Here is a 25,519-nt window from a genome sequence, read left to right as displayed (position 1 = left end):
GTTTACCAAGGCCTTTGTCGTTTGTAAAGCAGTATCGTTTAGTGCCTGATCTTGATCGGGTGGCTATTGTGTTCTATTTCGGTATAGGTCTCTAATTCCCCCTTTTCATTTATAACCCAATCGCTTAAAGCTATATAACCGCGATTTTTCTTTTTCCTTGGGTCTTCAAATGGAAGTATCAGGCTTATAAGCACGGCACTTACTTTAAGCGCCCAATATATGGTTATCATTCGTTGCTGGTTTGAATAATAGATATGAAGCAATTTTGTTGCCAAAATTTTAAAATGGATAAAATAAACGCCGCAAAATGCTTTTTGCCAATATTTTATAGCTACCTTTAGAAAAACGCAAAATACTCCTGCGTACAATTCTCCTTCACTTGGGCATTGCCTGCCTCTATTACAGGTAATATTTGAGCAATAAGCAATACAATTACGGCTGAAAAGCAGCCTTACTGATCGTTAAACTATCCCGCCATTTTTTATGGTCAATAGTTTAGTATCTGAAAGAACAAACATTTAAAGAAACAAATCATGAGCAAAGACAAAGGCAGCAGAGAGAAAAAAAAATTACCCGACCCTGCGGGAAAAAAGGGACAATCAGACTACCAGGCCGGCAAAAAATCGGCATCACAAAGTGAAATATTTTCAAACGGAAAAAAGAAGTAAGATGACAAACAAAATAGTTGATTTCCAGGCTAAAGTTTATGTATACGATCTGAATAATTGTGCCAGGGAATTTGGTTTTAAAGACGACGAAGGATGGGAATTAAGTTTAGCTACCCAGGATGAAAGAAAAGCGCTCGAAAAGAAATATTATCCAATTGTTTCAACTAAAGTTTTACCTGAGATACTAGTCGAACTATTCGGACTTGTGAAAGACAAACTTGAGCAGGCGAGATCCAATATCCAAAATCAACTGGACGCAGGCAATAAGGCCGACAGTAACATGCAATATTTGGTTGCATTTAACCCTAAGCGGCACAGGTAATAAAAAAGCAGTGACCGGCAATTAGCGGGCCGCTGTTTAGTATGATCAGAAGCCTTACGTGATTTGCATCGCAATGCATGGTATTTATCAGATACTGGTAAATACAACCGGGGCAATACGGCACCACAGCTATTTGACCGACCTGGTTTAATAATCAATAAAGGCGGATAATTAATACTAACCGCCTTTATTCACCTTTAGTAATACCTGGCGTTCGTAACAATAAAAGCTTTTAATTTATCAGCATTTGTGGTGCCAGCCGAAAGCCCGGTAAAGATTATTGTATAAACTCCGCCGTTAGCTATACTAACATTGTCCAGTGTAGCCAGCACTGTGCTTGTACCTTTTTGCAGAATGGTAAAAGTGTAGTTTTTATCGCCCGGCATTGGTGTAAACGATGTGTATTGCTTGTAATTTTTATTTGTAATAAAAGCGGCACTGTCTTTTACGGCCACATCAACAGCAGGAGCATCAGGGCTTAGATCTATAAAACGAATGCTTGCTCTGCCGCTTGCAGGCTTCTCAACGGTATCATTTAGTAAAACAAGTTCCTGGTGAGTTTTTGGACCTGCCAAAAACAGGGAATATATATTTCCGTCTTTAAATGATAGCGTATCCGAAAACTGGCTGTCCATTGTCGAAGGCAGGTAAAAGTTGGCTGTGCGTTTACTTGCAAAAGCTCTGAAATAATCTACTCCGTCGCCATAGTTGATCGGCCCCCAGTTTACTTTATTGTTATCGAGGTAAAAATCCAAAGCAGGGTCATCGGGAGCCGCCTGGAAAAAAGATACCAAAGCAATGGGTGGATTGTAGTTGTTGTTTTTGTCTTTTAAACACGAAGATAAAGACAGCAGGCCCATCACACCGATAACTGCTGCTGCCGTTTTTAATAAATAGGTTTTCATAATCGTTTGCACTTTTCTACATATACGCAACAAAACAGGCAAGCGATACAGATAATGCAGTAAAATAAAGGGTACTGCTTTAAACGCCCGAAGGATTAACTTGAGGAGGCGCTTTTTTTCCACGCTTTTTGATCTTTACTACCTGGTAAATTACGCCGAAAAGGTAAAGCACAAACAAGACAGTCAGGCTGTTTTTTAAGATTGGATCGTCTGGTCCGGCGGCAATCGGGTGGCTGATTGGCAGCCTGGTTAATGTTTCCACTATAGCAGGTACCATTGATAGGAAAAGCGTAGTAGACATGGCAACTACCTGGACGTATTTGCCAGCTTTCCCAAAAAAACGGTTAGCATATATACCTATCGGTAAGAGTATCAATATAATGATAGCAACATAATGCCCCGGTGTTAAATGTCCTGTTTTCATAATGGGAAACCCTGTGACGCAGGTAAGTATCGTGAGGATGATATATGATTTTCCCGAACCTGATGTCGGGTCGATTTTGCCTGAACGATACAATGCATAGTAAGCAACCAGTAAAGCAATGATGCTGATGGCTGTGTGAATAATTCCGAGGGCTGACAGGTGATTGGGCATGGTTGAAGTTTAACGGGTGAAAAGCAAATATTACAACTAACTTAGTAAAATATTCTGCCTTATCAAACTTATTTGCTTCACTGTTAAGATTTTAATAGGCCAACCGGGCATAATGAAAGCATGCCTTTGGAAAATGAAAATTAACTTCAGCTTAAAAACGTATCGTTACGAATTAAATACAGGCCTTAATTATTGCGAAAATACCGTTAAAACACGGGTTGAATATTAACTATTAATTGGCAATATTTACAAAAAGCCTCATTTCTGTAAAGGTTAATTAACAACCGTCAGGAATGTCGCGAATTGATCCATTTCTAAACTTATATTCGTTATGCCAAAAATTCTCACAAAGGGCGATCCGGTTAAAAGGCCGACTGAAAAACCTGGTGAAGGTTGGGGAGTTAATGGCGACCGTCTCCACTCGCCAAACGACCAGGTTGTGCCCGGCATTGTGAAAATATTGATGATCGAAAACAACCCCGCCGACGTTGAATTCACGCAAAATGAATTGAAAAAAGGGGACATTTCTTACATAATTAAAGTTGTTCAAAACGAAAACGACTACCGGGTTGCAATTAGCGAGTTTATACCAGACATTATCCTTTCCGATTTCGCGCTTCCAAAATTTGACGGAGATACGGCGTTCAAAATCAGGAACGACTTAATACCTGATACCCCATTTATCTTTATTTCAGGGACAATCGGAGAAGAAAAGTCTGTTGATTATATGAAAGATGGATTAACAGATTATGTACTCAAAGATAAGCTGTATACGCTGGCTTTTAAAGTCAGGCGGGCGCTTGACGATGTTGCAGCAAGACGAGAAAAGCATAAAGTTGAAGAAGAGCTAATTCGGAGCGAAATGCGCTTTCGCGCCCTTATTGAAAAGAGCACAGAAATGAAAACGCTCAGCAGCCCCGATGGTAAATTTCTTTATGCCAGCCCGTCGGTCACAATTACGCTTGGTTATGACACGGACGAGTTATTACATAAATCTATTGTTGACCTTCTTCATGAAGATGACATGCCTACATTTCTTAACAACAGAAAGGGGGTAATGCATGTGCCGGGTAATTCGGTTTTCAATGAAGTTCGCCTGCGACATAAGAACGGAAATTGGATATGGTGCGAAGGTTTTACTACCAACATGCTGCATGAGCCGGCCATCAATGCTATGGTGTCGAATTTTATTGATATTTCTGATCGTAAGCTGATACAGGAAAGGATCAGTGAAAGTGAGCGTTTTATCAAAACTATAACAGACAATTTGCCGGCCATGATATCTTATTGGGATGCCGGTATGCGTTGCCTGTTCGCCAACAGAACATGTGTAGAATGGTTTGAAAAGCAACCGGCTGAAATGCTCGGCATTGGTAAGAAAGAACTTTTAGGTGACAGTGAATTCAAACTGCGCGAAGATCATATCAAGGAAGTTTTGAACGGAAAGGCTCAAAGATTCGAGCATACTTTTCATCGCGCAGACGGCAAAGTAATTAACACCGATACGCAATATCTACCCGATAAAGAAGGTGACAGCGTTAAAGGCTTTTATTCCCTTATCTATGACGTTACAGAAGTAAAAAAGGCTGAATTAGCGGGGATACGAGCCCTCGAAGAAAGAAATACGATACTTGAAAGCATCGATGATGCATTTTTTGCTGTTGACAAGGATTGGGTTGTTACTTATTGGAACAATACAGCGGAGGAAGTGCTGAAGACACCTAAAGCTGCCATTATAAATAAGAATTTATGGGACGTTTTTGCTACGGCCGTAGGCTCGCAATCGTACAAATGTTATCATGAGGCAATTCAAACACAACGTGCACTGCATTTCGAAGACTTCTACCCGCCTTTAGATAAATGGTACGAAATTAGTGCTTATCCTTCGGCCGCAGGGTTGTCGGTATATTTTAAAGATATTACCGAAAGAAAAACCTCAGAAGCCCGCCTGAAAGAACTGAATGAAAACCTAAAAAAGCGCACAAAGGACCTTGCCGTCTCCAACGCCGAATTGGAGCAATTTGCTTATGTGGCGTCGCATGATTTGCAGGAACCACTTAGAATGGTAACCAGTTTTCTTACCCAACTTGAAAGGAAATATGGTGATATAATAGATGATAAGGGACGCCAATACATACATTTTGCTGTGGATGGAGCCAAAAGGATGCGCCAGATCATACTCGATCTGCTTGATTTTTCCAGGGTAGGCAGAACGGAAGACGACCTGGAAACAGTAAATTTTAACAAGGTTATTGATGAATTACTGGCTCTTTACAGGCGGCATATAGAGGAACTGCAAGCGGTTATTGTTGCTGAAAAACTTCCAATACTTCAAACTTATAAAACCCCGGTAAGACAAGTGTTTCAAAATCTTATCAGTAACAGCTTAAAGTATCATAAGCCGGGTAGCGCACCTGTTATCAGGATATCGTGCAGTGAAAATAATACAAACTTTCAATTTTCGGTAATGGACAATGGAATAGGGATAGCCCCTGAGTATTTCGATAAGATATTCGTCATTTTTCAGCGGTTGCATAATAAAGATGAATATTCAGGTACCGGTATGGGGCTGGCCATTGCCAAAAAGATTATTGAAAACCTCGGTGGAAAGATATGGGTTGAATCGGCAGAGGGTGAAGGAAGTACATTTTACTTCACGCTCCCCAAAAATTTAAGAAAATGAAAGAAATAAGTATTCTGTTGGTGGAAGATAACGAAGGCGATATCTTACTTACAAAAGAGGCCCTTGAGGATAGCAAGATAATCAATAAGATCAGCGTGATTAAGGACGGAAAAGCGGCGATTAGTTTTTTTGAATCCATAACGGCTAAGGACGAAATACCTGACCTTGTGCTTTTGGATATAAATCTGCCAAAAATTAGCGGCCATGAGGTATTGATGTACATTAAAAACTCCGAAAAATATAGGGGGATACCTGTCATTGTACTCACCACTTCTTCATCGGAAAAGGACATTTTAAAAAGCTACGATAACCACGTAAACTGTTATATAACCAAACCTATAGATGCGAACGATTTTATGAATGCCATGATAAAAATTGAAGATTTTTGGATAAATATAGTTTCTATCCCTGTTAAATGACCTTGTTATGCCCAATAAAGGCAGTCATAATTTTTTGATCATCGAGGACAACCCAGGCGATTTTGCCCTGATTGAGGAATTCCTTTTTGAGCAAATTGAAGCCCCGGTGGTTGCACATGCATCAACTTTTAAACAGGCATGTGCAATTTTGTTTACAAACACGCCCCTTTTTGATATTATACTGCTTGATCTTTCATTACCTGATTGCACGGGTATTTCCTTAATAAAAGAAATAGTAGCAATTGCTTTGAATGCGCCAGTTATTGTTTTGACCGGTTATGCTGATCTGAATTTTGGGGTACGATCACTTTCATTAGGCGTTTCGGATTATTTGCTGAAGGATGAATTAACATCAATAACACTGTACCGGAGTATTGTTTATAACCTTGAACGAAAAAGAACAATTTTAGAGCTGGCAGAGTCGGAAAAGAAATATAGTCAGTTATTCCATCTGAGCCCATTGCCTATGTTCGTTTTTGACTGGGAGACATTGATTTTCTTAGATGTGAATGATGCATTTATAAAAAACTATGGTTACGCCAGGGAAGAAATTATCGGGCTGAATTTAGAAAAGATCAAGCCTTGTGAAGCGACAATAATGCCTGAAACCATGCCTTTGAATGGAGCTCAATATCAAGAAAACAGTTCGGGTATATTAAAGCATTTAAAAAAAAACGGAGATGTTATACAGGTAGATATCCAAAGCAATTTTATTCAATATAAAGGTAAAAGAGCAAAGATCACTATCGCGACCGATATTACGGAGAGATTGAATTACATACAAGCAATTGAACGACAGAATGAAAAACTGCTGGAAATATCCTGGATACAGTCGCACATAGTCAGAGCACCGCTTGCCCGGATTATGGGACTGGTACAAGTTATAAAAGAATTAAAGGATGATGACAAAGAAAAAGAGATGACGTTAGATTTTTTGTTGTCATCTGCAAATGAACTGGATGAGGTTATAAAAAAAATCACGGATAAAACACAGTAGATGATGGTTTTACACGTAGGCAACAATAACGGCAATGCCCAATAAAGGTGATTATAATATTTTAATTATTGAAGACAATCCGGGCGACCTTACCCTGGTTGAGGAGTTCCTTTTTGAACAAATTGAATCCCCGGTATTATCACATGCTTCGAGTTTTGTTGAGGCCAAAGACATCCTCACCAATACTGCCCTGCCATTTGATATTATACTTTTAGATCTTTCATTGCCAGATAAAACAGGAATTCCCCTCATCGAAGAAGTAATGGAAATCGGCTCAAATACGGCTGTGATTGTCTTAACCGGTTATTCGGATTTGAGTTTTGGCGTAAAATCGCTTTCACTTGGCGTATCTGATTATATTTTGAAAGATGAACTTACCGCTTTATCACTTTACAAAAGTATTGTTTACAGTACCGAACGCAAAAGGATCGCCCGGGCTCTTGAAACCTCAGAAAAGCGCGCCAGGCGATTTGCCAAACAATTAAATAGTGTGGTAGAAGAGGAACGATTACGAATTGCCAGGGAGATACATGATGAGTTTGGCCAGCAATTGTCGGGACTGAAAATGTCAATGTCCTCATTGAAAAAAAATAATGGGGTTAGTTCCGATTTACAACCGGTGATCGAAGCCATACTTAGCGACGTAGACAACAGCATACAAACCTTGAGACTGATCGCGAATGAATTGCGACCTGCATTATTGGATAAACTGGGGCTATTTGCAGCAATTGAATGGCTTGTAAGCGAATTTGAGCGAAAAACGGGTATTAAGAGTAAAATATACGCTGAGATAGATCAGCCTTTGATCGACAGGACCACAGGAGTTAGTATTTTCCGGATATGCCAGGAGGCTTTAACCAACATTGCTAAGCATGCAGCGGCTTCGCTCGTATCGATAAGATTAGAAAGCGGGCCGGAAATGATCAAAGTTTATATATCGGACAATGGGAAAGGAATTGACACCCGTACTTTACAAAATTCCTCGTCGATGGGGTTACTTAATATGCAGGAGAGAGCAAGCCTGATAGGGGCGGAACTTAATATAAATAGTGTGCCCGGTAAAGGCACCAATATCGAACTTAAAATAAAAACAAATGGCAACGAAGATATTAATAGCCGATGACCACTCAGCAATTAGAATTGGTGTCAGGCAAATTTGCACCGGCGAATTTCCGTTTGTTCAATTTGGCGAAGCAACCAACTATGCGGAAGTTTTTCAAAAATTAAAGGAATCAGACTGGGATATCGTGATACTCGATATCGATCTGCCCGGCCGCAACGGGCTGGATGTCTTGAAACAAATAAGAGCAGATAAACGCAAAGTGCCGGTTTTAATGTTCAGTTTCCATGGGGAGGAGCAAATTGCTCTTAGGGCGTTAAAAATGGGGGCTTCCGGTTACCTGTCAAAAGACACTGCAGACCAGGAGCTTATAAAAGCCATTAATAAGATACTGGATGGTAAAAAATATGTATCGCCGGCGGTTTCAGAGAAATTTCTTGAGATGATGGATGACGATGCTATGAAAGAACCACATGAATTATTGTCCGACAGAGAATACCAGACACTCCTGCTTATTGCTTCGGGAAAAACTGTTTCAGAAATTGCAGATATGCTTTATTTAAGTACCCCCACCATAAGTACCTATCGCGCCCGCATCCTGGCGAAAATGAAACTGAAAAATAATGCCGAGCTTACCAATTATGCCATCAGCCAAAGGTTGGTGTAAGTTATTTCCTGTCACCGAAACAACTACAAAGGTTTCATAATCACAACTATAAGTAGTCTGCGGCTTGTTTAACAACTTTGAATAGTTAAAATCAAAGCCGATGGATAGGTCTGTAGAATGTTATTCCCTGTATTGCATGAACCTGCAATGCCAAAATTCAATTTACCATAATATAATGGATGTTCAAATGCCATTATCAGAAGATAGCCTGTTATCAACGCATAACTGCACACACTGCAAACGGCCTCTTGTTTCTGCAATTGACCTCGAAATAAATTATACGCTGACGAATTTGAATATGATAAAACCTGAGTTGAAAATTAGATGAGAAATCAGGAAGCACTTAAACTATAAATATCATGAAAGCATTAAATTTAGTATTAATAGCCGCAATTTTACTTGCCGCATGTAAAAAGGAAGCGCGGGTAGCACCGGAACCTAAACCACTCGCAACAGCTACGGCAGCCGTTGCGGCTATGGACAAGGATACAATACCTGACAAATCTGGCTTGAAACTCAGACTATACCAGGACAGCACAATTTCTGACGAAACTTTTATAATATTCAATCATGTTTCGAGTCCGGATTATGTTTTTAATGAGGATGCCCCTTATTTAAATGGTTTTGGACATGTTAATATAGCAAATATCTCGCGCGACGGAACAGATCTGGCTATAAGCAGTTTGCCATATTCTACAGGGATGTCCATTGGTTTGGATATACACACTAAATCGAGCGGCTCGTTTTTTTTGAGGATAAGTGGATTATATAAGATGCCGGCCGATAAACAAATATGGTTGAAAGATAATTTGCAGAAGGATAGCATTGACCTTAGGTTAGGTAATTACGGTTTCAAAGTCGATGAAGCTGATATTAATTCATTTGGAAAAAAACGATTTGTGCTTATAATAAAATGATAAATGAATTTGGCCCTTTAAGCGCATGGAAATAGTGAATGAGAAAAAAGAGCTCAATATTTTAGTTGTAGAAGATAACCCTGGCGATTTTGCCCTTATTGAAGAATTTCTATTGGAGCAAATGAAGCAGTTAAATTTAACGCATGCCAAAAATTGCCGTGAAGCAAGAAGTATTTTAACGGGCAGGTGTGAACAATTTGATGTGATACTTCTTGATCTTTCATTACCTGATAAGACCGGGGTACCATTGATCAGCGACATAACGAAACTGTGTATGAATACTCCTGTTATCGTATTGACGAGTTATACCGATTTTGCTTTCGGAATAAAGTCTCTTTCCCTTGGCGTTTCGGATTATGTACTGAAAGAAGAGCTAACCCCCATATCATTATACAAAAGTATCGTTTACAGCCTCGAACGCAAAAAAGCAACATTGGAACTGGAAGATTCTGAAAAAAGATACAGTGACCTTTTTCATTTGAGTCCGCAACCGATGTGGGTTTTTGATATCAACACATTTTATTTTCTGAATGTTAACGATGCTGCCATAGTACAATATGGGTATAGCAGGGATGAGTTTCTGTCTCTTACAATAAAGGATATTAGGCCGGCCGGGGAATTTGCGAAAATAAAAAAGATAATCGATTCGGCCATGCTAACGGGCCGACTTGAGTGCCAATGCAATAACATACACAGAAAGAAGAACGGAGAGCTGATGCGGGTTGACACTAAAAGCAAACTGATAGAATACCAGGGAAAAAAAGCCGTGGTTACCCTGGCAATTGATGTTACTGAGAGACTGAATTATATCAAGGCTATTGAATTGCAAAATCAAAAATTGAAAGAAATATCATGGATACAATCTCATATAGTGCGCGCGCCGCTGGCCAGGATAATGGGGCTTATCAACGTATTTAATGATATGCCAACTGCTGATGAAAAGGAAAAGGCCCTGAGGTATATATTGCTTTCGGCAAATGAATTAGATATTGCTATAAAGGAAATCACCAATAAGTCAAATATAGATATCGAATCGAGCTCGTCCCAAAGCTGTTAGTCTTTTTGGTGACTTGTCTTACAGCTTGGTTGAAGCAGGCCGGGAACCTGTTCTGAAATTAAAAATGCCTGTGATTCACAGGCATTTTTAATTTCAGACTAGTTTAATTCATACTTGAATTTAAGGAAATTAAGACGAAAATAACGTAAAAGGACATGCTTTACTATAAGTTAAAAAAGCAACAATCCTGTTACGAAAGCCATTTTCAGGCCAGTCAGGCAGGGGTTAACAATAATTTAATATTAAGGAGCCTATCTTTGAAACACGTTTCTTAAGCAATAATTAACAAAAAAAAACTCCAAACTATGAGGAAGCATTTACTTATTTTTTTAATCGCAACATTTGCTATAAACTGCATTGCCCTTGCCCAAGGCAACGAGAAAACAGTTAAAGGTAAACTGATTGATGCGCAAAATAAGGAGCCATTGATAGGCGCCACTGTGCTGGTAAAAGGCACAACTAATGCGACATCTGTATCACTTGACGGTACTTTTAAGATAAAAGTACCTGCCGAAGGCACTACGACACTTGTGTTGTCCTACATCGGATATATTTCCAGGGAAATACCAGCCGACAAAGACGATTTAGGTACGATCACACTCGACCCAACCTCAGCTTCAATGAAGGAAGTCACCATCACCGCCAATCAGTCAATAGCTATTGCGCGGCAAACGCCTATCGCTGTTTCGTCGGTAGGGAAGGTGTATATAGAGGAAAAAGGCGCGGGAGCAGAATTTCCGGAATTACTAAAAGCCACACCGGGCGTGATGACCAGCCGTTTAGGTGGTGGCTACGGTGACTCAAGGATCAATATTCGCGGTTTTAGCAGCAATAACGTCGCTTTATTGATCAATGGCTTGCCTGTTAACGATGTGGAAGCCGGTAAAATATACTGGAACGACTGGGCCGGCCTGGCCGATGTTACAACATCTATGCAGGTGCAGCGTGGTATCGGCGCTTCAACTGCGGCGGTGCCTTCATTAGGTGGTACAATTAACATCACCACTATGAGCACTGAACCTACGCCAAGCGGCACAGTATTACAATCAGTAGGGAGTTATGGTTCCCTGAAAACACTGGTTTCGTACTCGACGGGTTTGAGCGATAAAGGCTGGGCTTCTACCTTTTTGTTATCAAAAAGTACAGGTGATGGTTATGCCGAAGGGTTGTATTACACAGGTTACAGCTATTTCGCCAATATTTCGAAAATTTTAAGTCCTTCGCAAACCTTGTCGTTCAGTATAATGGGCGCATCGCAAAATCACGGGCAGCGTTATACTTATAATACAATAGCAACATACAGAGCGGCACCACAGGGCATCCGTTATAATTCTGACTATGGTTACCTGAACGGTCAATTATACAGCGCCGAGCAGAACTTTTATAACAAGCCACTGGCTTCATTAAGCCATAACTGGAAGATCAATCAAACTTCATCTTTGTCAACGCAATTGTATGCCTCTTACGGAACAGGCGCCGCAGTTTATTTGGCCGCGCCTGCAGGCGGTTCGTCGCCGGTGCTAACTACCGGAAGCACCTCGGCAAGTGCCGTACCACGTACCGGCAACATTTACTCGCCGATAGATTTTAACCAAATAACTAAAAATAACCTGGCTAATGCCGATGCAAGTTCCAGTTTATTTATGCAGAATGCACAAAACGATCATAAACAATATGGTTTGTTAAGTACCTATAAAAAAGCTTTTGGGGATTTTCGTTTCCTTGCAGGCGCCGACTTAAGATACTACGAAGGTGAACATTATAATAAAGTAAACGACCTGTTAGGTGGCACCTATATAGTCGATGCCAGGAACAACAGTCTTACATCGCCTTACGGCAATATCAATAATCCCGGCGCCCATATTGCAACTGATGGGAAATTTAACAACGACTATCGTTATAAAATAGCCTCCGAAGGTTTATACGCCCAAACAGAATATGTAAAGGATGATCTTTCGGCCTTTGTTGCCCTGGCCGGAACTAATACCAGTAACCGCAGGGTCGATTATTTTAATTATTTAAATGATGACCCTAATCAGACAACCAAATGGGTCAACTTTTTAGGTTACCAGGCAAAAGGCGGTGTCAACTATAATTTAGATAATCAGAGCAATATTTTTGCCAATATCGGTTATATTCAGAGGGCGCCCCTGGTTGCCACTGTATTCCTTAATAAAAAGAACGACATTAATCCGGATGCCAAGCCCGAAAAATTGCTTAGCTATGAATTGGGTTATGGTTTCAGCAGCTCACTTTTCAGTGCTAACATAAATCTTTACAGGGCCTCGTATAAAGACCGTGCAAAAACAAACACGTTCTTAAATAACGACCAAACTCTTTCCACCGTTAATGTTTCGGGTATCGACGAACTGCACCAGGGTATAGAGCTTGATGCTAAATTCCGCCCGGTAAAGGATGTCGTATTGAGTGGTATGTTATCTATAGGTGATTATCATTATACTGCCAATACCGGCCCCGCGCAGGTGACATCTGATAACGGACAAACCCAAACTTACCCATCATTATTGCTTAAAGATAAGAAGGTGGGTGAATTTGGTACGGCCAGTACAGGCGCACAAACTACCGCCGCTTTAGGTTTGGATGTAAACGTATTGCCGCAGGTAAAGGTAGGCGCAAACTATAATTATTATACCCGTTACTATGCATCGTATGATCCTACTAAAATGCAGGTTTCGTCAACTTTCGATCCTACGGCTTACAAGCCCTACGAGATACCAAGTTTCTCAACAGTTGACATGAACGTTGTTTTCAGGTTTAAATTCGCAGGATTGGATGCGTCATTTATAGGAAATGTTTACAACGTATTTAACACAACCTACCTGGCAGATGCTTTTGAAAACGCACCGTCGAACGCTGATTTTGTGACGCGTACAAAAGCCCTTGGAGTTTGGTATGGTTCGGGCCGGCTTTATATGACAACACTGAAAGTTAAATTCTAATAAATTTAAAAAGGATTTCATGAAAAAGATATATTATTTATTCGCTTTTATTGCAGTGGCAACAGCGCTCAGCGCTTGTCATCCGCTTGACGAAACATACAAAAAATTGGGACCGGTGCCTGCGCCAACCGCGCCTATACCGGCACCTATTACAGTTGACCTGACATTGGCCCCTGCCGATTATACTTTACTACCTGCGGATAATTACGCACACACCTCATTATCGTTTAAAACAAGCGACGATGCTAAGGAAGACATCCCCACTATTTTGTCATCAAAATACCCTACAGCATCTGACAAATCGACGTTGAATGTGATCTACGCAAATTCGCCTGCAACTATCACCGTGGCCGATACGCTTTTTACAGATGTGGCGTACACCCTTACGGATGCTGATTATCTATTGTTGCCTAATAATAAGTATACCGATTTCAGTGCTTCGCAAATTTTGAGCTGGTTGCCCTATAAATACCCAACTCCGCTTGATAATCAGTTAGCCCTGCTTACTTTTACTTATTATGAAAGTGGCGTTACCAGTACCGCAACGCAATCATTTTTATACCTGAACGGTGCATGGAAAAAAATATATACCATATCCCAGGCCCAATATCAGTCAGTTGGTAAAGGCGGCACTTTTAATGATTTTAGTGCGGGTGATGCATCTAATCTGCCTAATTATTTTAATACCTTTTTAAAAGCCGACGCCGGTGTGGCGGCGACTGCTAAAAAGTATGATATACAATACGTTAGTTTTAAATATTTTGCAAGTAAAAACTGGCAGCGCGTTATTCCTGTAACGTTTGATGGTGCTAATTGGGTAACCACGCCCATCAATGTAGGCTCTCCGCTCACCTTTTTAAAGACTGATGGCATGTGGGTCGCCGATAACACGGTTTATTATACAGCGACCACTGCCGATTATAAATATATCGGAACCCAAACTACAGCAGGTTCGCAATCTGCAAGGGATAATGTGGCCCAGTACGGCGACTTTAACATCAGCGCAGCTACTGACGCAACTTACTGGAGCGATACGGATATTCAGAATGCATTTATTGCATTACTGGCGCATGATTTCCCAACAGCTGTGGCCAATCAGAAATTTGTAGTTACCTATGAAGCCTACAATAAAGGTGCTACTGTTAATGTAACCAAAACTTTCCAGTACAACGGATCTGTTTTTGTATTTGTACAGTAACATAAGCAAGTGCCATTTAACAAAAAATGCCCCGGTTTTTTCCGGGGCATTTTTTGTTATGACAAATCGTTTCAATGATAAATAAACTCGCCGTTTTCGGAAGTGATGGTTACCTGCTTTTTTTCAGATGCTTCAACATGACCGATGATCTTGGCATCAACACCATAGCTTTTTGAAATACTGATTATATCCGTTGCTATTTCTTCGGGCACATACAATTCCATACGGTGGCCCATATTAAATACCTTGTACATCTCCTGCCAATTTGTTTTTGATTCTTCCTGTATCAGTTTGAACAAAGGCGGAACAGGGAATAACTTGTTTTTTACGATATGAAGGTTATCCACAAAATGCAGCACTTTGGTTTGCGCCCCGCCGCTGCAATGCACCATGCCATGTATTTTTTGTCGGTATTCTTGCAGAATGGTCTTTATTATAGGGGCATAGGTACGGGTAGGTGAAAGTACCAGTTTGCCTGCGGTTACAAAATCACCACTGCCAATATCGATCTTATCCGTCAGCTTTTTGGAGCCTGAGAATACAAGATCATAAGGTACGCCGTGATCATAGCTTTCAGGATATTTTTCGGCGATGCTTTTATTGAACACATCGTGCCGGGCCGAGGTGAGGCCATTCGAACCCATCCCGCCGTTATACTCTTTTTCATAACTGGCTTTGCCGTAAGATGCAAGGCCCACTATAACGTCACCAGGCCGTATGCGGTCATTCGAGATCACATCACCGCGTTTCATCCGGCAGGTAACGGTCGAATCTACTATAATAGTGCGCACCAGGTCGCCAACATCGGCAGTTTCGCCCCCGGTTGAATAGATGCCGATACCGGCATCCCGCAATTCGGCAAGTATCTCTTCGGTACCATTAATAATGGCGGCGATCACTTCGCCCGGTATCAAATTCTTATTGCGGCCGATGGTCGATGACAGCAATATATTATCGATGGCCCCAACGCAAAGCAGGTCGTCCAGGTTCATGATGATGGCGTCCTGTGCTATTCCACGCCAAACGGATGTGTCGCCGGTTTCTTTCCAGTAAGTATATGCCAGCGATGATTTCGTCCCTGCTCCATCGGCGTGCATAATGTTGCAGTAAGCCGGATCGTTGTTTAAAATATCAGGAATTATCTTACAGAAAGCCTTAGGAAAAATGCCCTTGTCAATGTTTTTTATAGCGTTATGAACATCATCTTTCGAGGCCGAGACGCCTCTCTGATCGTACCTTTGCGAAGAAATCATGGGCAAATATAGTGTATAATGAGGTTTAAACGTTATTTTTGCATTTTCTTATCTATCAATCGATGTCAAACAATATACTGTCTAAAATCCGCCTTCACCTTAAACATAGTTTTGACCGCCTTAACAATGAACAACTAAAAAAAAATGTACTTCAGGCAATTCCATTCTGGATAGCATCAGTAATAACCGGTTTGATAGCCGTTGTGTATGCAAGGCTTTTTTTTTATGCCGAAGACCTGACTGCTAAAGTGTTTCACTGGCACGCCTGGCTGTTATTTATATTAACCCCCGTTTGCTTTATCGCCGCCTGGTGGATAGTAAAGCGGTTTGCTGCTTATTCACGCGGGAGCGGTATACCGCAAGTTGCCGCAGCGATAGAAATAACCGGTCCCAAGACAGATGACAAGGTCGACAAGCTTTTGAGTATAAAGGTGATAGTGGTTAAAGTGATATCCAGCCTCGTGCTGGCAATAGGTGGCGGCGCCATAGGAAGGGAAGGGCCTACCATACAAATAGCTGCATCGGTATTTAGAAAAGTAAACCAGATTTTGCCGGCCTGGTGGCCAAAAGTTGCAAAAAGGAACATGATCATAACAGGTGCAGCCGCCGGACTTGCCGCAGCCTTCAACACCCCGCTCGGGGGAATAGTTTTTGCCATTGAAGAACTAACTAAAACACACTTCAGCTATTTCAAAACAGCCATTTTTTCGTCGGTTATCATAGCCGGTTTAACAGCACAAGGGATATTGGGCCCGTATCTTTACCTTGGTTATCCCAAGATCGACAGCCTTTCGACATTTATATTTCTGAGTGTTGCGCTCGTTGCAGCTATTACTGGTTTGTTAGGAAGCGCTATGTCTAAATTCATACTGGTCATACTCAAGTGGAAGGCTAAGTTTCGATTTCAGCGTGAACATGTGATCTACCTGGTTTGTTGTGCGCTTATCATGGTGACGTTTGCATATTTTGTCAATTTCGCAGCGCTGGGATCTGGGAAGGATGTGATGCAACGCGTGCTGTTTACTTCAGATAAATACTCTGTATGGTATATGCCGGTGTTTCGCATTATCGGTCCCGCGTTATCATTTACAACCGGCGCGGCAGGAGGGATATTCGCGCCTGCTCTCGGAGCCGGTGCAAGCGTGGGGTCGTTTGTGGCAAGCTGGTTCAATTTCTCTGAAGCTAACACCAACATGCTTATTTTAGCAGGCATGGTTGGCTTTTTAACAGGTGTTACAAGGTCGCCTTTTACATCAGCTATCCTGGTATTGGAAATGACCGACCGTAACAATGTTATTTTTCACCTCATCCTGGCCGGCATGATAGCAAGTTTGGCGGCGATGTTGGTGGACAAACATTCTTTATACGATCATCTTAAAGTTCAATACATGATCGACCTCAAGGCTGAGGAGGAAAATGAGAACGCACAGGACGAGCCCAAACCGATAATAGAAACGGTAAAAAACGAAAGCCCGGCTTAGTATTATTTATGTCTGCCTTATTTTATAAACAATAATTCGCGGAATTTAGGCAAAGGCCAAAGCGAGTCGTCTATTAGCTGCTCCAATTTATCCACGTGATAGCGGATCGGCTGAAAGAAAGCTTTCACTTTTTCGTCATAAGCAATAGCTTTTTCACGTATATCTTCGATACCATTGGCCTGTTTACGTTCGGCGATCATATAACCAACGTTCGACTTGATGAAATTGACATGCTCCGATATCTTCGATATAATATCAAGCTGCGCCGCATAGGTGCCGCTGTCAAGCCCGATATCTTTAAGCCCCTTTACATTCTCTATCAAATTGCTTTGGTAGGCTATAGCTGTGGGTATGATAACGTTGGTTACAAGCTCGCCAATTACGCGCGCTTCTATCTGCAGTTTTTTATAAAAGCTTTCCAGCAAAACTTCATGGCGGGCATGGGCCTCGCGCTGACTGAAGACGGCAGTGTCTTCAAACAAAATTGCCGATTTTTCGGCTAACAAAGCATCCAGAGCTTTAGGGGTTGTTTTGAAATTGGATAGCCCGCGCGCTTCTGCTTCTTCTTCCCATTCGGGGCTGTAACCATTGCCTTCAAAACGTATATTTTTCGACTCCTTGATGTACCGTTTTATTACCATCAGTATCGCCACGTCCTTTTTCTCGCCTTTTCTCAGTATCCGGTCAACGTCGTATTTGAATTTCTTGAGCTGCTCGGCCATGATCATGTTCAGGATGGTCATGGGATAAGCCGAATTAGCCGAAGAACCAACGGCCCGCAGCTCAAACTTATTACCGGTAAAGGCAAAAGGCGAGGTTCGGTTACGGTCGGTATTATCCTTTAATATCTGTGGTATTTTGGGGATGCCCTGCCATAGCAAAGCATCGTCTTTTATTTTTTTGCTGATACGTGAAGTTTCTATTTCGTCAAGTACATCGCTCAACTGGGTGCCCAGGAAAATCGATATAATAGCCGGAGGCGCCTCGTTAGCGCCCAGGCGGTGGTCGTTATTAACAGACGCTATAGATGCCCTTAACAAATCTGCATGTTCATATACCGCTCTGATGGTATTCACAAAAAAGGTAAGAAACATCAGGTTGTTTTTTGGTGTTTTACCGGGCGACAAGAGATTTCTGCCCGTGTTGGTGATCATCGACCAGTTATTGTGCTTGCCCGATCCATTGACACCTGCATAAGGTTTTTCATGCAGCAGTACTTTAAAGTTGTGCCTTTTTGCAACCCGGTCCATCAGGTCCATCAGCAGTTGGTTATGGTCAATAGCCAGGTTTATTTCTTCGTATATAGGTGCGCATTCAAACTGCGAAGGTGCAACCTCATTATGACGTGTTTTAAGAGGAATGCCCAGTTGCAAAGCTTCTGTTTCCAGGTCCTGCATGTAGGCGTACACCCGCTCGGGTATCGAGCCAAAGTAATGATCCTCCAGTTGCTGGTTTTTTGCCGACATGTGCCCAAAGAGCGTACGGCCTGTTAAGTACAGATCGGGGCGTGCGTTAAATAAAGCTATATCGACCAGGAAATATTCCTGTTCAATTCCTAACGACGCGTTAACCTTTTCTATGCTTTTATCAAAATAATGGCAAACATCGACGGCCGCCCTGTCTAATGCATTCAACGCTTTCAGCAGCGGAACTTTATAATCTAAGGCTTCGCCGGTATACGAGACAAATACAGTAGGTATGCACAGGGTACGTCCCATAATAAAAGCAGGGGACGAAGGATCCCATGCTGTATAACCGCGCGCTTCAAATGTGTTGCGCAGCCCTCCGCTGGGGAAGCTTGATGCATCCGGCTCCTGTTGTGCCAAAGCATCACCTGAAAACACCTCGATCGCGCCGCCATCGGGGGTTGGTTCAAAAAAAGCGTCGTGTTTTTCGGCAGTGGTACCGGTAAGCGGCTGAAACCAGTGCGTATAGTGCGTAGCGCCTTTGCTTATCGCCCATGCTTTCATAGCCGAGGCGACCTGGTCGGCCATGTCACGGGGGATCGGCTCGCTCTTCTCAATCGAGCTAACAATTACCTGGTAGGCATCTTTGGAAAGAAACTCCTTCATTTTTTGCTTATCGAAAACATTCGAATTGAAATAATCAGAGATTTTGTTTGAAGGAAGTTTTATTTCCGGAATTGATCTGTCGAGAACCGCCTGCAGAGCCTGAAACCTGAAGTTTGACATTATTATTGAACTTTTTTACGTGATTTACTCCAAATGTATAATTATCCTCAATAAAACAATTCAATATTTCTTCAAAATATCATATTGATCAGGAAAAGTGATGATCAGGCGAGTTTTATGTATAACTGTAAATGATAAAGTTTTAAATCGTCCTTCACATTTATTTTACCCCGGGCATGGCGCCAAGTGGCTTCAGATTGTAATAACTACACGAATAAAGGTGTTGTTTAACCTTAATTTTAAAATCTTGATGAATTTTTAGGGCTTTAGTAAGTTTTTTGATTGAAAATTATGCAAAATCAGTGTTAAATTTTAGTAAATATTTATGAATTTGATAATTCTTATCAATTTTATATGATTTTTGATATTAAAAATTTGTTTTGTTATGAAAACATTCATAATTTCATGAAAAAATTAATAAAATTGTATTTATAAATCAAATTTATATGATTTTATTAATCAAAATATGATGATTTACTCTTGTAATTTGTCTTTTATAATAATTGAATGTGATAATTTTATCAAAATCAAATTAAATTCCACTATATGAATATTAGTTTTACTAAACAGCTATTATCGGCCCTGCTAAAAAAGCTTTTACCGGAAAAACCCAAAGCTGCCTGGGTTAGTTGCCGGGTTTACAATGGAGAAAAGCCCGGCAGGCGGCCCCTGGTCGAAGTATAGGGTCGTGAATAACAAATAAATCAACTTAACTAAATAATAATCAATCAGTCAATCAATCAAATTAACCAAAACACTAATCATGAAAAAAAGATTTTTACTTTTATTCGTCGGTGTCGTTGCATTTAGCTTTGCTAAAGCGCAGGATACTGTAAAAACTACTTCAGATGCCCCTTTAGTTATCTTCGGTTCGGTAGATACCTATTACAAGGATGATTTCTCTGGTCATGCCAACATCCCTACCTATTTCGCTTCAGACAATAACTCGATCTCTATCGGTATGATCGATTTAGGCTTGAAGAAAACAGTAGGTAAAGCCTCTTTCGTGGGCGAGTTGGGATTTGGACCGCGGGGGCAATATCAGTCTACTCCAAACGGCGATGGCAGCGCCGGAAATGGAAATAATTCATTTCACATTCAGAATTTGTATGTTAACTACGCCGTAACCGACAAGTTTAGCCTTGCCGCCGGTTACATGGCGACTTTCGTAGGTTATGAAGTAATTAGCCCGACAGGCAACTTTAACTACTCAACCTCATACCTGTTTGGTGCCGGCCCGTTCCAGAATGCTGGTTTCAAAGCAACCTACGCTTTTTCGGACAAAGTTAGCCTGATGGCCGGTATATTTAACGATAACTGGAATGTGTACACCTCAACTCATGATGTGTCAACCTTTGGCGCCCAGTTAATGGTTGCGCCTGCAAAGGGCTGGACCGCGTACTTTAACCTGGCTACAGGTCCTACATCGGGTACTATATTTGACCTGACCACTGCTTACCAGATCACTGATGCATTTAAATTGGGTTTAAACGCTGCAACATTTACCCCTGCCCATGGCGGTGGTGGATATGACGGTGTTGCGCTTTATCCACAGTTGGCCGTATCTAAAGCAGTTACTTTTGGTTTAAGAGGCGAGTATTTCGAAACCAAAGCGATCGGCACTAGTCCAAAAGCTCATGTTACCGGTATTACTGTAACTTCAAACATCAAAGCGGGTCCGTTGACTTTCATTCCCGAGATCAGGTTTGATAACGGTGGTGACGAGATATTTACCGACAGCAATGGCGCGCCTACAAAATCCGCATCACAATTTGTATTAGCTGCAGTTTACGCGTTTTAATAATACCCCGGTTAAATTTAATTTCAAGCCGCTCTTCAATTACCGGAGAGCGGCTTTATCTTTATGTTATGAAAAGGATATTGCTTTTGTTTACCTGCCTGCTTGTTTTTCAGTTGGCCCATGCTCAAAAAAGTTTGTTATCGCTTAACGAGCAAAATAAATATATCTATTACCAGGTTGTTGATCTGCCCGGCGCGGGCGCCGATAGCTTAAGTAAAAAAGCAGCAGCTTTTGCAGCCGATAATAAACTGAAAGGAAAATTAACGGCGGATACCACGCTTGTTATCCACGATAAATTTCTTACCCATTCCAGTCTTTCGTTCTCCAAACACGAAAATGGCGAGATCACCTGCACGTTTACCATACAATGTAAGGACTCCAAATATCGGTTCTGGTTTACTGAATTTGTGTTTATCCCCTATGAAAGAGACCGCTACGGTGCTTTTGTGCCTGTGAGTGGCAAACAAATCGAACTGGACAATGCTTCATCAAAACTTGAAAAAAAAGAATTGAGCGGTTATCTCGATCAGGCGGGCGCATATTGCCAGCAATTAGGCGCAAAATTGAAAGAATATATGTCGCAAAACCATTCTGTGAAAAAAACCGCTGCCCCGGCGGTGAAAAAGATCGTTACGGATAAGTGGTGAAACTGTGCCGCTCAAAATTTTATTATAGAATTTAACAGGCATACAAAATTTTATTTTGCAGTCGCGCAATATTAAATATTGCTATTGCGTTATAAAGTAAAATTAAATTTTGAAAAAATGCCTATCACAGAATTAGATTTATACAAGTCCGGGTGGCTCGAACTTGTATTTGACGACCGTAACAAAGCCTACGGCGCTTACGACCTAAGGAAGCACTATGCAGACAACCTGCTCAAGGCGTTGGGTTTCACCATTGGGGGCTTTGTAGTGCTAATGCTGGTTTGCAGCTTTTTTATGACCAGGAACCCGTATGTGAAGATAACGGAAGTTATAACGGATCCGCGTATTGTCGCGCCTCAAACAGTGAAACCGCCGGTTACTCCGCCAAAGCAAAGGGTTGAACCACCGGCTCAACGTAGTACGGTACGGTTTCCTCAACCAACGCCGGTACGTGATGACCAGGCTGAAAATCCACCCAAAATAGAAGACCTCCAAACTGTCGACCCAGGACAGGAAACTGTTAAAGGCGATGGCGGTATTTCTATTCCTGAACTTTCTTCCGGTAAAGGAGGTGAGGTGGCAAAAGCGACTGAAGACAACGGTATTCACGAAGTTAACACAATTGAAGTAATGCCGCAGTTTCCTGGTGGTGAAGCAGCCTGGGCAAAATTTCTTCAAAAGAACCTTCGTTACCCCGGCCAGGCCCAGGAAAATAATATCAGCGGTAAGGTTTGGGTTAGCTTTGTGATAGAGAAAGACGGACACCTGTCAGATATAAATGTTATAAGGGGAGTTGGTTATGGATTAGATGATGAAGCGGTGCGGGTTTTAAAACTTGCCCCTGCATGGAAGCCAGGTATACAAAATGGCCAGGCGGTGCGCGTCAGGTATAATCTGCCCTTCAATTTTCAAATTCCGCCTTCGGACTAAGGCACACGTTAACTGATCTATATAAAGTAGGGCGATTGGGCTAAAATCCATCGCCTTTTTCTGTTTTTTGTGCTTTTTGGCTTTAAGCTTTTTCCTTTCTGCTTTTCACCTTTTTTCCTACTTTTGTGCTTCCTTTCAACAAACGATAATTGCCTTGGAGACCCTGGAATTAACCACCCCCGAAACAGCTAAAGATTTAGGTTTACTACCCGAAGAATTTGAACGAATAAAAGAGATATTGGGACGCGTTCCCAACTTTACCGAACTGTCTATTTTTTCGGTGATGTGGAGCGAACATTGTTCATACAAAAACTCCATTACCTGGCTGAAAACCTTGCCGAAAGACGGCCCGCGTATGCTGGCCAAAGCAGGCGAGGAGAATGCCGGCCTGGTGGACCTGGGCGATGGCATTGGTTGCGCTTTCAAGATAGAGTCACACAATCACCCCTCAGCTTTGGAGCCTTACCAGGGCGCTGCTACCGGTGTTGGCGGTATTAACCGCGATATATTCACAATGGGCGCAAGGCCGATAGCGCAGTTAAACTCGTTGCGCTTCGGTGATTTGAGTCTCGACCGTACCAAATGGTTGATCAAAGGCGTGGTGAAAGGTATCGGCGACTATGGTAATGCCTTTGGTATCCCCACTGTGGGCGGTGAATTGTTCTTTGACGAGTGTTATAATGTGAACCCGTTGGTGAATGCTATGTCCGCCGGTATTGTTAAAGCAGGTGAAACGGTTTCCGCTACCTCGTATGGTGTAGGTAACCCGGTTTACATCGTAGGCTCGGCAACAGGAAAGGATGGCATACATGGAGCGGCGTTCGCATCAAAAGATATCACAGAAGATTCGGTAAACGACTTGCCTGCAGTACAGGTAGGCGACCCTTTCCAGGAGAAATTGTTATTAGAGGCAACGCTTGAAGTGATCAAAACAGGCGCCGTGGTAGGTATGCAGGATATGGGCGCTGCCGGTATCATCTGCTCCAACTCCGAAATGTCAGCGAAAGGCGAACACGGTATGCGCATCGACCTGGATAAGGTACCAACCCGCCAGGAAAACATGAAGCCGTTCGAAATATTGCTTTCCGAATCGCAAGAGCGTATGCTGATCGTGGTCCATAAAGGCCGTGAAGCGGAAGTTGAGGCCATATTTGATAAATGGGACCTGAACTGTGCCATTATCGGCGAAGTAACCGATACCAAACGCCTGTTATATTATATGCACGGCGAATTGGTAGCCGACGTGCCTGCCGACGACCTGGTATTGGGCGGTGGCGCACCGGTTTACACACGCGAATACCGTGAGCCGGCTTATTATAAAGAAAATCAGAAATTCAGAATAGAAGATGTTAAGGAACCTGCCGACCTGGTAGCTGTTGCAGAGCATTTAATATCTCACCCGAATATTGCTTCAAAACGCTGGGTAACCCGTCAGTATGATTCAACCGTTGGAACATCAACCATGACCACTAACCGTCCATGCGATGCAGGTGTAGTCGGCGTTCGCGGAACGGATAAAGCCATCGCCTTGACTGTTGATTGTAACTCGCGCTACGTATACGCCGATCCGCAAAAGGGCTGTGCCATTGCGGTTGCTGAAGCGGCCCGTAATATCACCTGCGCCGGCGGCGAACCGGTTGCCATAACCAACTGCCTTAATTTTGGCAACCCGTACAAGCCCGAAGTTTACTGGCAGTTTGTGGGTGCTATTAAAGGCATGAGCGAAGCTTGTACCAAATTTGAAACCCCGGTTACCGGTGGTAATGTGAGTTTTTATAACCAGTCATCAGACGAAGGCCCGGTGTTCCCGACACCTACCATTGGTATGCTGGGTGTACTGGATGATATTTCGACCATAACCACATCAGATTTTAAACAGCCCGGCGACTTTATTTATTTGATAGGCGAGTCGGTGAATGATATTGCTTCATCACAGTACCTGGCATCCTATCATAAGATTCTGGCTGCTCCAGCCCCTTATTTCGACCTGGATAAAGAGTATGCGATGCACCAGGTTGTTAAAGAACTGATCAAACACAAAGTTATCCAATCAGCTCACGACGTTTCCGACGGCGGTTTGTATGTGACCTTGGTAGAATCGGCTTTGCCAAATGAATTAGGGTTTGAGATAGCTTCTGATAACTCTGTCCGCAAGGATGCTTTTCTTTTTGGTGAAGCGCAAGGCAGGGTAGTGGTAAGCGTATCGGCAGAAGAGCAGGAGCGCTTTATCGAACTGATGGCGACCAGCGAAGTTGAGTTTAGCCTGCTTGGTGCTGTCACCGACGGCTATATGACGGTTGATGAAGAATCGTTCGGGCATATAACCGATACTAAAATGGTTTACGATAATGTTTTGTATTCTATCTTAGGCGATTAAATGCTTAAACTTAACCGTGTACATCATATCGCCATTATTTGTTCGGATTATGAACGGTCCAAACAGTTTTATACGCAGGTGCTCGGTTTAAAAATAGTGCGCGAAGTATTTCGCGCCGAAAGAAATTCGTACAAACTCGACCTGGAAGTAAACGACTTATACCAGATCGAACTTTTTTCATTCCCTAATGTTCCTGCCCGGCCGTCACGCCCTGAAGCAGCTGGTTTACGCCACCTGGCTTTTGAGGTTGACAATATTGATGAAGCTATCGCGGAAGTTCAAAAACATAGTATCGTTGTTGAACCAATAAGGGTGGATGAATATACAGGCAAACGTTTCACGTTCTTTGCCGACCCGGACGGCTTACCGATCGAATTTTACGAAATTTGA

General features: G+C 42.1%; 23 protein-coding genes. 18 read left to right on the top strand and 5 right to left on the bottom strand.

Annotation, left to right across the window (positions count from 1 at the left end; translation table 11 throughout):
- Positions 1-38: 38 nt before the first annotated feature.
- A complete protein-coding gene (locus VL525_RS02085) occupies positions 39-230 on the bottom strand; it encodes a hypothetical protein (protein WP_325382797.1) in 192 nt (63 codons plus the stop codon).
- A 303-nt stretch (positions 231-533) separates the two neighbouring features.
- Here VL525_RS02085 and VL525_RS02080 point away from each other — a divergent pair, with 303 nt between their 5' ends.
- Both VL525_RS02080 and VL525_RS02075 read left to right on the top strand, forming a co-directional pair.
- The gene (locus VL525_RS02080; protein ID WP_325382795.1) at positions 534-668 is read left to right on the top strand and encodes a hypothetical protein; all 135 of its coding nucleotides are present in this window, start codon (positions 534-536) and stop codon (positions 666-668) included.
- Between the two features lies 1 nt (position 669).
- A complete protein-coding gene (locus VL525_RS02075; RefSeq protein ID WP_325382793.1) occupies positions 670-990 on the top strand; it encodes a hypothetical protein in 321 nt (106 codons plus the stop codon).
- Between the two features lie 197 nt (positions 991-1,187).
- On the opposite strand, the gene VL525_RS02070 is transcribed toward VL525_RS02075, so the two are convergent.
- Both VL525_RS02070 and VL525_RS02065 read right to left on the bottom strand, forming a co-directional pair.
- Entirely contained in the window at positions 1,188-1,895 is a 708-nt protein-coding gene (locus tag VL525_RS02070; RefSeq protein WP_325382791.1) for a DUF4397 domain-containing protein, read from the bottom strand.
- 79 nt (positions 1,896-1,974) lie between these two features.
- A complete protein-coding gene (locus VL525_RS02065) occupies positions 1,975-2,490 on the bottom strand; it encodes a hypothetical protein (protein ID WP_325382789.1) in 516 nt (171 codons plus the stop codon).
- A 331-nt stretch (positions 2,491-2,821) separates the two neighbouring features.
- Between VL525_RS02065 and VL525_RS02060 the strand changes: the two genes are divergently transcribed.
- From VL525_RS02060 to VL525_RS02020, 9 genes are all read left to right on the top strand, one after another.
- Complete coding sequence (locus tag VL525_RS02060) at positions 2,822-5,173, top strand: PAS domain S-box protein (protein WP_325382787.1); 2,352 nt, start codon at positions 2,822-2,824, stop codon at positions 5,171-5,173.
- The gene (locus VL525_RS02055) at positions 5,170-5,592 is read left to right on the top strand and encodes a response regulator (RefSeq protein ID WP_325382785.1); all 423 of its coding nucleotides are present in this window, start codon (positions 5,170-5,172) and stop codon (positions 5,590-5,592) included. The genes VL525_RS02060 and VL525_RS02055 overlap by 4 nt, the downstream gene beginning before the upstream one ends.
- A 7-nt stretch (positions 5,593-5,599) precedes the next feature.
- Entirely contained in the window at positions 5,600-6,589 is a 990-nt protein-coding gene (locus VL525_RS02050; protein WP_325382783.1) for a response regulator, read from the top strand.
- Positions 6,590-6,623: 34 nt separating this feature from the next.
- Positions 6,624-7,712: a response regulator gene (locus VL525_RS02045; RefSeq protein WP_325382781.1), complete on the top strand. Its 1,089-nt coding sequence runs from the start codon at positions 6,624-6,626 to the stop codon at positions 7,710-7,712.
- Positions 7,684-8,316: a response regulator transcription factor gene (locus tag VL525_RS02040; protein ID WP_325382779.1), complete on the top strand. Its 633-nt coding sequence runs from the start codon at positions 7,684-7,686 to the stop codon at positions 8,314-8,316. Before VL525_RS02045 ends, VL525_RS02040 begins: the two co-directional genes overlap by 29 nt.
- A 359-nt stretch (positions 8,317-8,675) precedes the next feature.
- Positions 8,676-9,233: a hypothetical protein gene (locus VL525_RS02035; RefSeq protein WP_325382777.1), complete on the top strand. Its 558-nt coding sequence runs from the start codon at positions 8,676-8,678 to the stop codon at positions 9,231-9,233.
- Positions 9,234-9,258: 25 nt separating this feature from the next.
- Positions 9,259-10,290: a response regulator gene (locus VL525_RS02030; protein WP_325382774.1), complete on the top strand. Its 1,032-nt coding sequence runs from the start codon at positions 9,259-9,261 to the stop codon at positions 10,288-10,290.
- Between the two features lie 305 nt (positions 10,291-10,595).
- Positions 10,596-13,250, top strand: a complete 2,655-nt coding sequence (locus VL525_RS02025; RefSeq protein ID WP_325382772.1) for a TonB-dependent receptor — start codon at positions 10,596-10,598, stop codon at positions 13,248-13,250.
- A gap of 19 nt (positions 13,251-13,269) precedes the next feature.
- Complete coding sequence (locus VL525_RS02020; protein WP_325382770.1) at positions 13,270-14,448, top strand: hypothetical protein; 1,179 nt, start codon at positions 13,270-13,272, stop codon at positions 14,446-14,448.
- 71 nt (positions 14,449-14,519) lie between these two features.
- On the opposite strand, the gene VL525_RS02015 is transcribed toward VL525_RS02020, so the two are convergent.
- Complete coding sequence (locus VL525_RS02015) at positions 14,520-15,701, bottom strand: AIR synthase related protein (protein WP_325382768.1); 1,182 nt, start codon at positions 15,699-15,701, stop codon at positions 14,520-14,522.
- A gap of 62 nt (positions 15,702-15,763) precedes the next feature.
- Here VL525_RS02015 and VL525_RS02010 point away from each other — a divergent pair, with 62 nt between their 5' ends.
- The gene (locus tag VL525_RS02010; protein ID WP_325382766.1) at positions 15,764-17,182 is read left to right on the top strand and encodes a chloride channel protein; all 1,419 of its coding nucleotides are present in this window, start codon (positions 15,764-15,766) and stop codon (positions 17,180-17,182) included.
- Between the two features lie 17 nt (positions 17,183-17,199).
- On the opposite strand, the gene VL525_RS02005 is transcribed toward VL525_RS02010, so the two are convergent.
- Positions 17,200-19,374, bottom strand: a complete 2,175-nt coding sequence (locus VL525_RS02005; RefSeq protein WP_325382764.1) for a glutamine synthetase III — start codon at positions 19,372-19,374, stop codon at positions 17,200-17,202.
- A gap of 546 nt (positions 19,375-19,920) precedes the next feature.
- On the opposite strand from VL525_RS02005, the gene VL525_RS02000 reads away from it, so the two are divergent.
- From VL525_RS02000 to VL525_RS01975, 6 genes are all read left to right on the top strand, one after another.
- A complete protein-coding gene (locus VL525_RS02000) occupies positions 19,921-20,058 on the top strand; it encodes a hypothetical protein (RefSeq protein ID WP_325382762.1) in 138 nt (45 codons plus the stop codon).
- Between the two features lie 79 nt (positions 20,059-20,137).
- Positions 20,138-21,175 carry a porin gene (locus tag VL525_RS01995; protein ID WP_325382760.1) on the top strand — a complete coding sequence of 346 codons (1,038 nt, stop codon included), beginning with the start codon at positions 20,138-20,140 and terminating at the stop codon, positions 21,173-21,175.
- 68 nt (positions 21,176-21,243) lie between these two features.
- Complete coding sequence (locus VL525_RS01990) at positions 21,244-21,822, top strand: DUF4468 domain-containing protein (RefSeq protein WP_325382758.1); 579 nt, start codon at positions 21,244-21,246, stop codon at positions 21,820-21,822.
- Positions 21,823-21,939: 117 nt separating this feature from the next.
- On the top strand, positions 21,940-22,752 hold the full coding sequence (locus tag VL525_RS01985; RefSeq protein ID WP_325382756.1) for an energy transducer TonB: 813 nt from the start codon (positions 21,940-21,942) through the stop codon (positions 22,750-22,752).
- Between the two features lie 154 nt (positions 22,753-22,906).
- Positions 22,907-25,129 carry a phosphoribosylformylglycinamidine synthase subunit PurL gene (gene purL, locus VL525_RS01980; protein ID WP_325382754.1) on the top strand — a complete coding sequence of 741 codons (2,223 nt, stop codon included), beginning with the start codon at positions 22,907-22,909 and terminating at the stop codon, positions 25,127-25,129.
- Positions 25,130-25,519: a VOC family protein gene (locus VL525_RS01975; protein ID WP_325382752.1), complete on the top strand. Its 390-nt coding sequence runs from the start codon at positions 25,130-25,132 to the stop codon at positions 25,517-25,519.

This window comes from Mucilaginibacter sp., from assembly GCF_035492695.1.
In the GTDB taxonomy this organism is placed as follows: Bacteria; Bacteroidota; Bacteroidia; order Sphingobacteriales; family Sphingobacteriaceae; genus Mucilaginibacter.
This window is presented reverse-complemented; position numbering and strand designations above follow the sequence as displayed.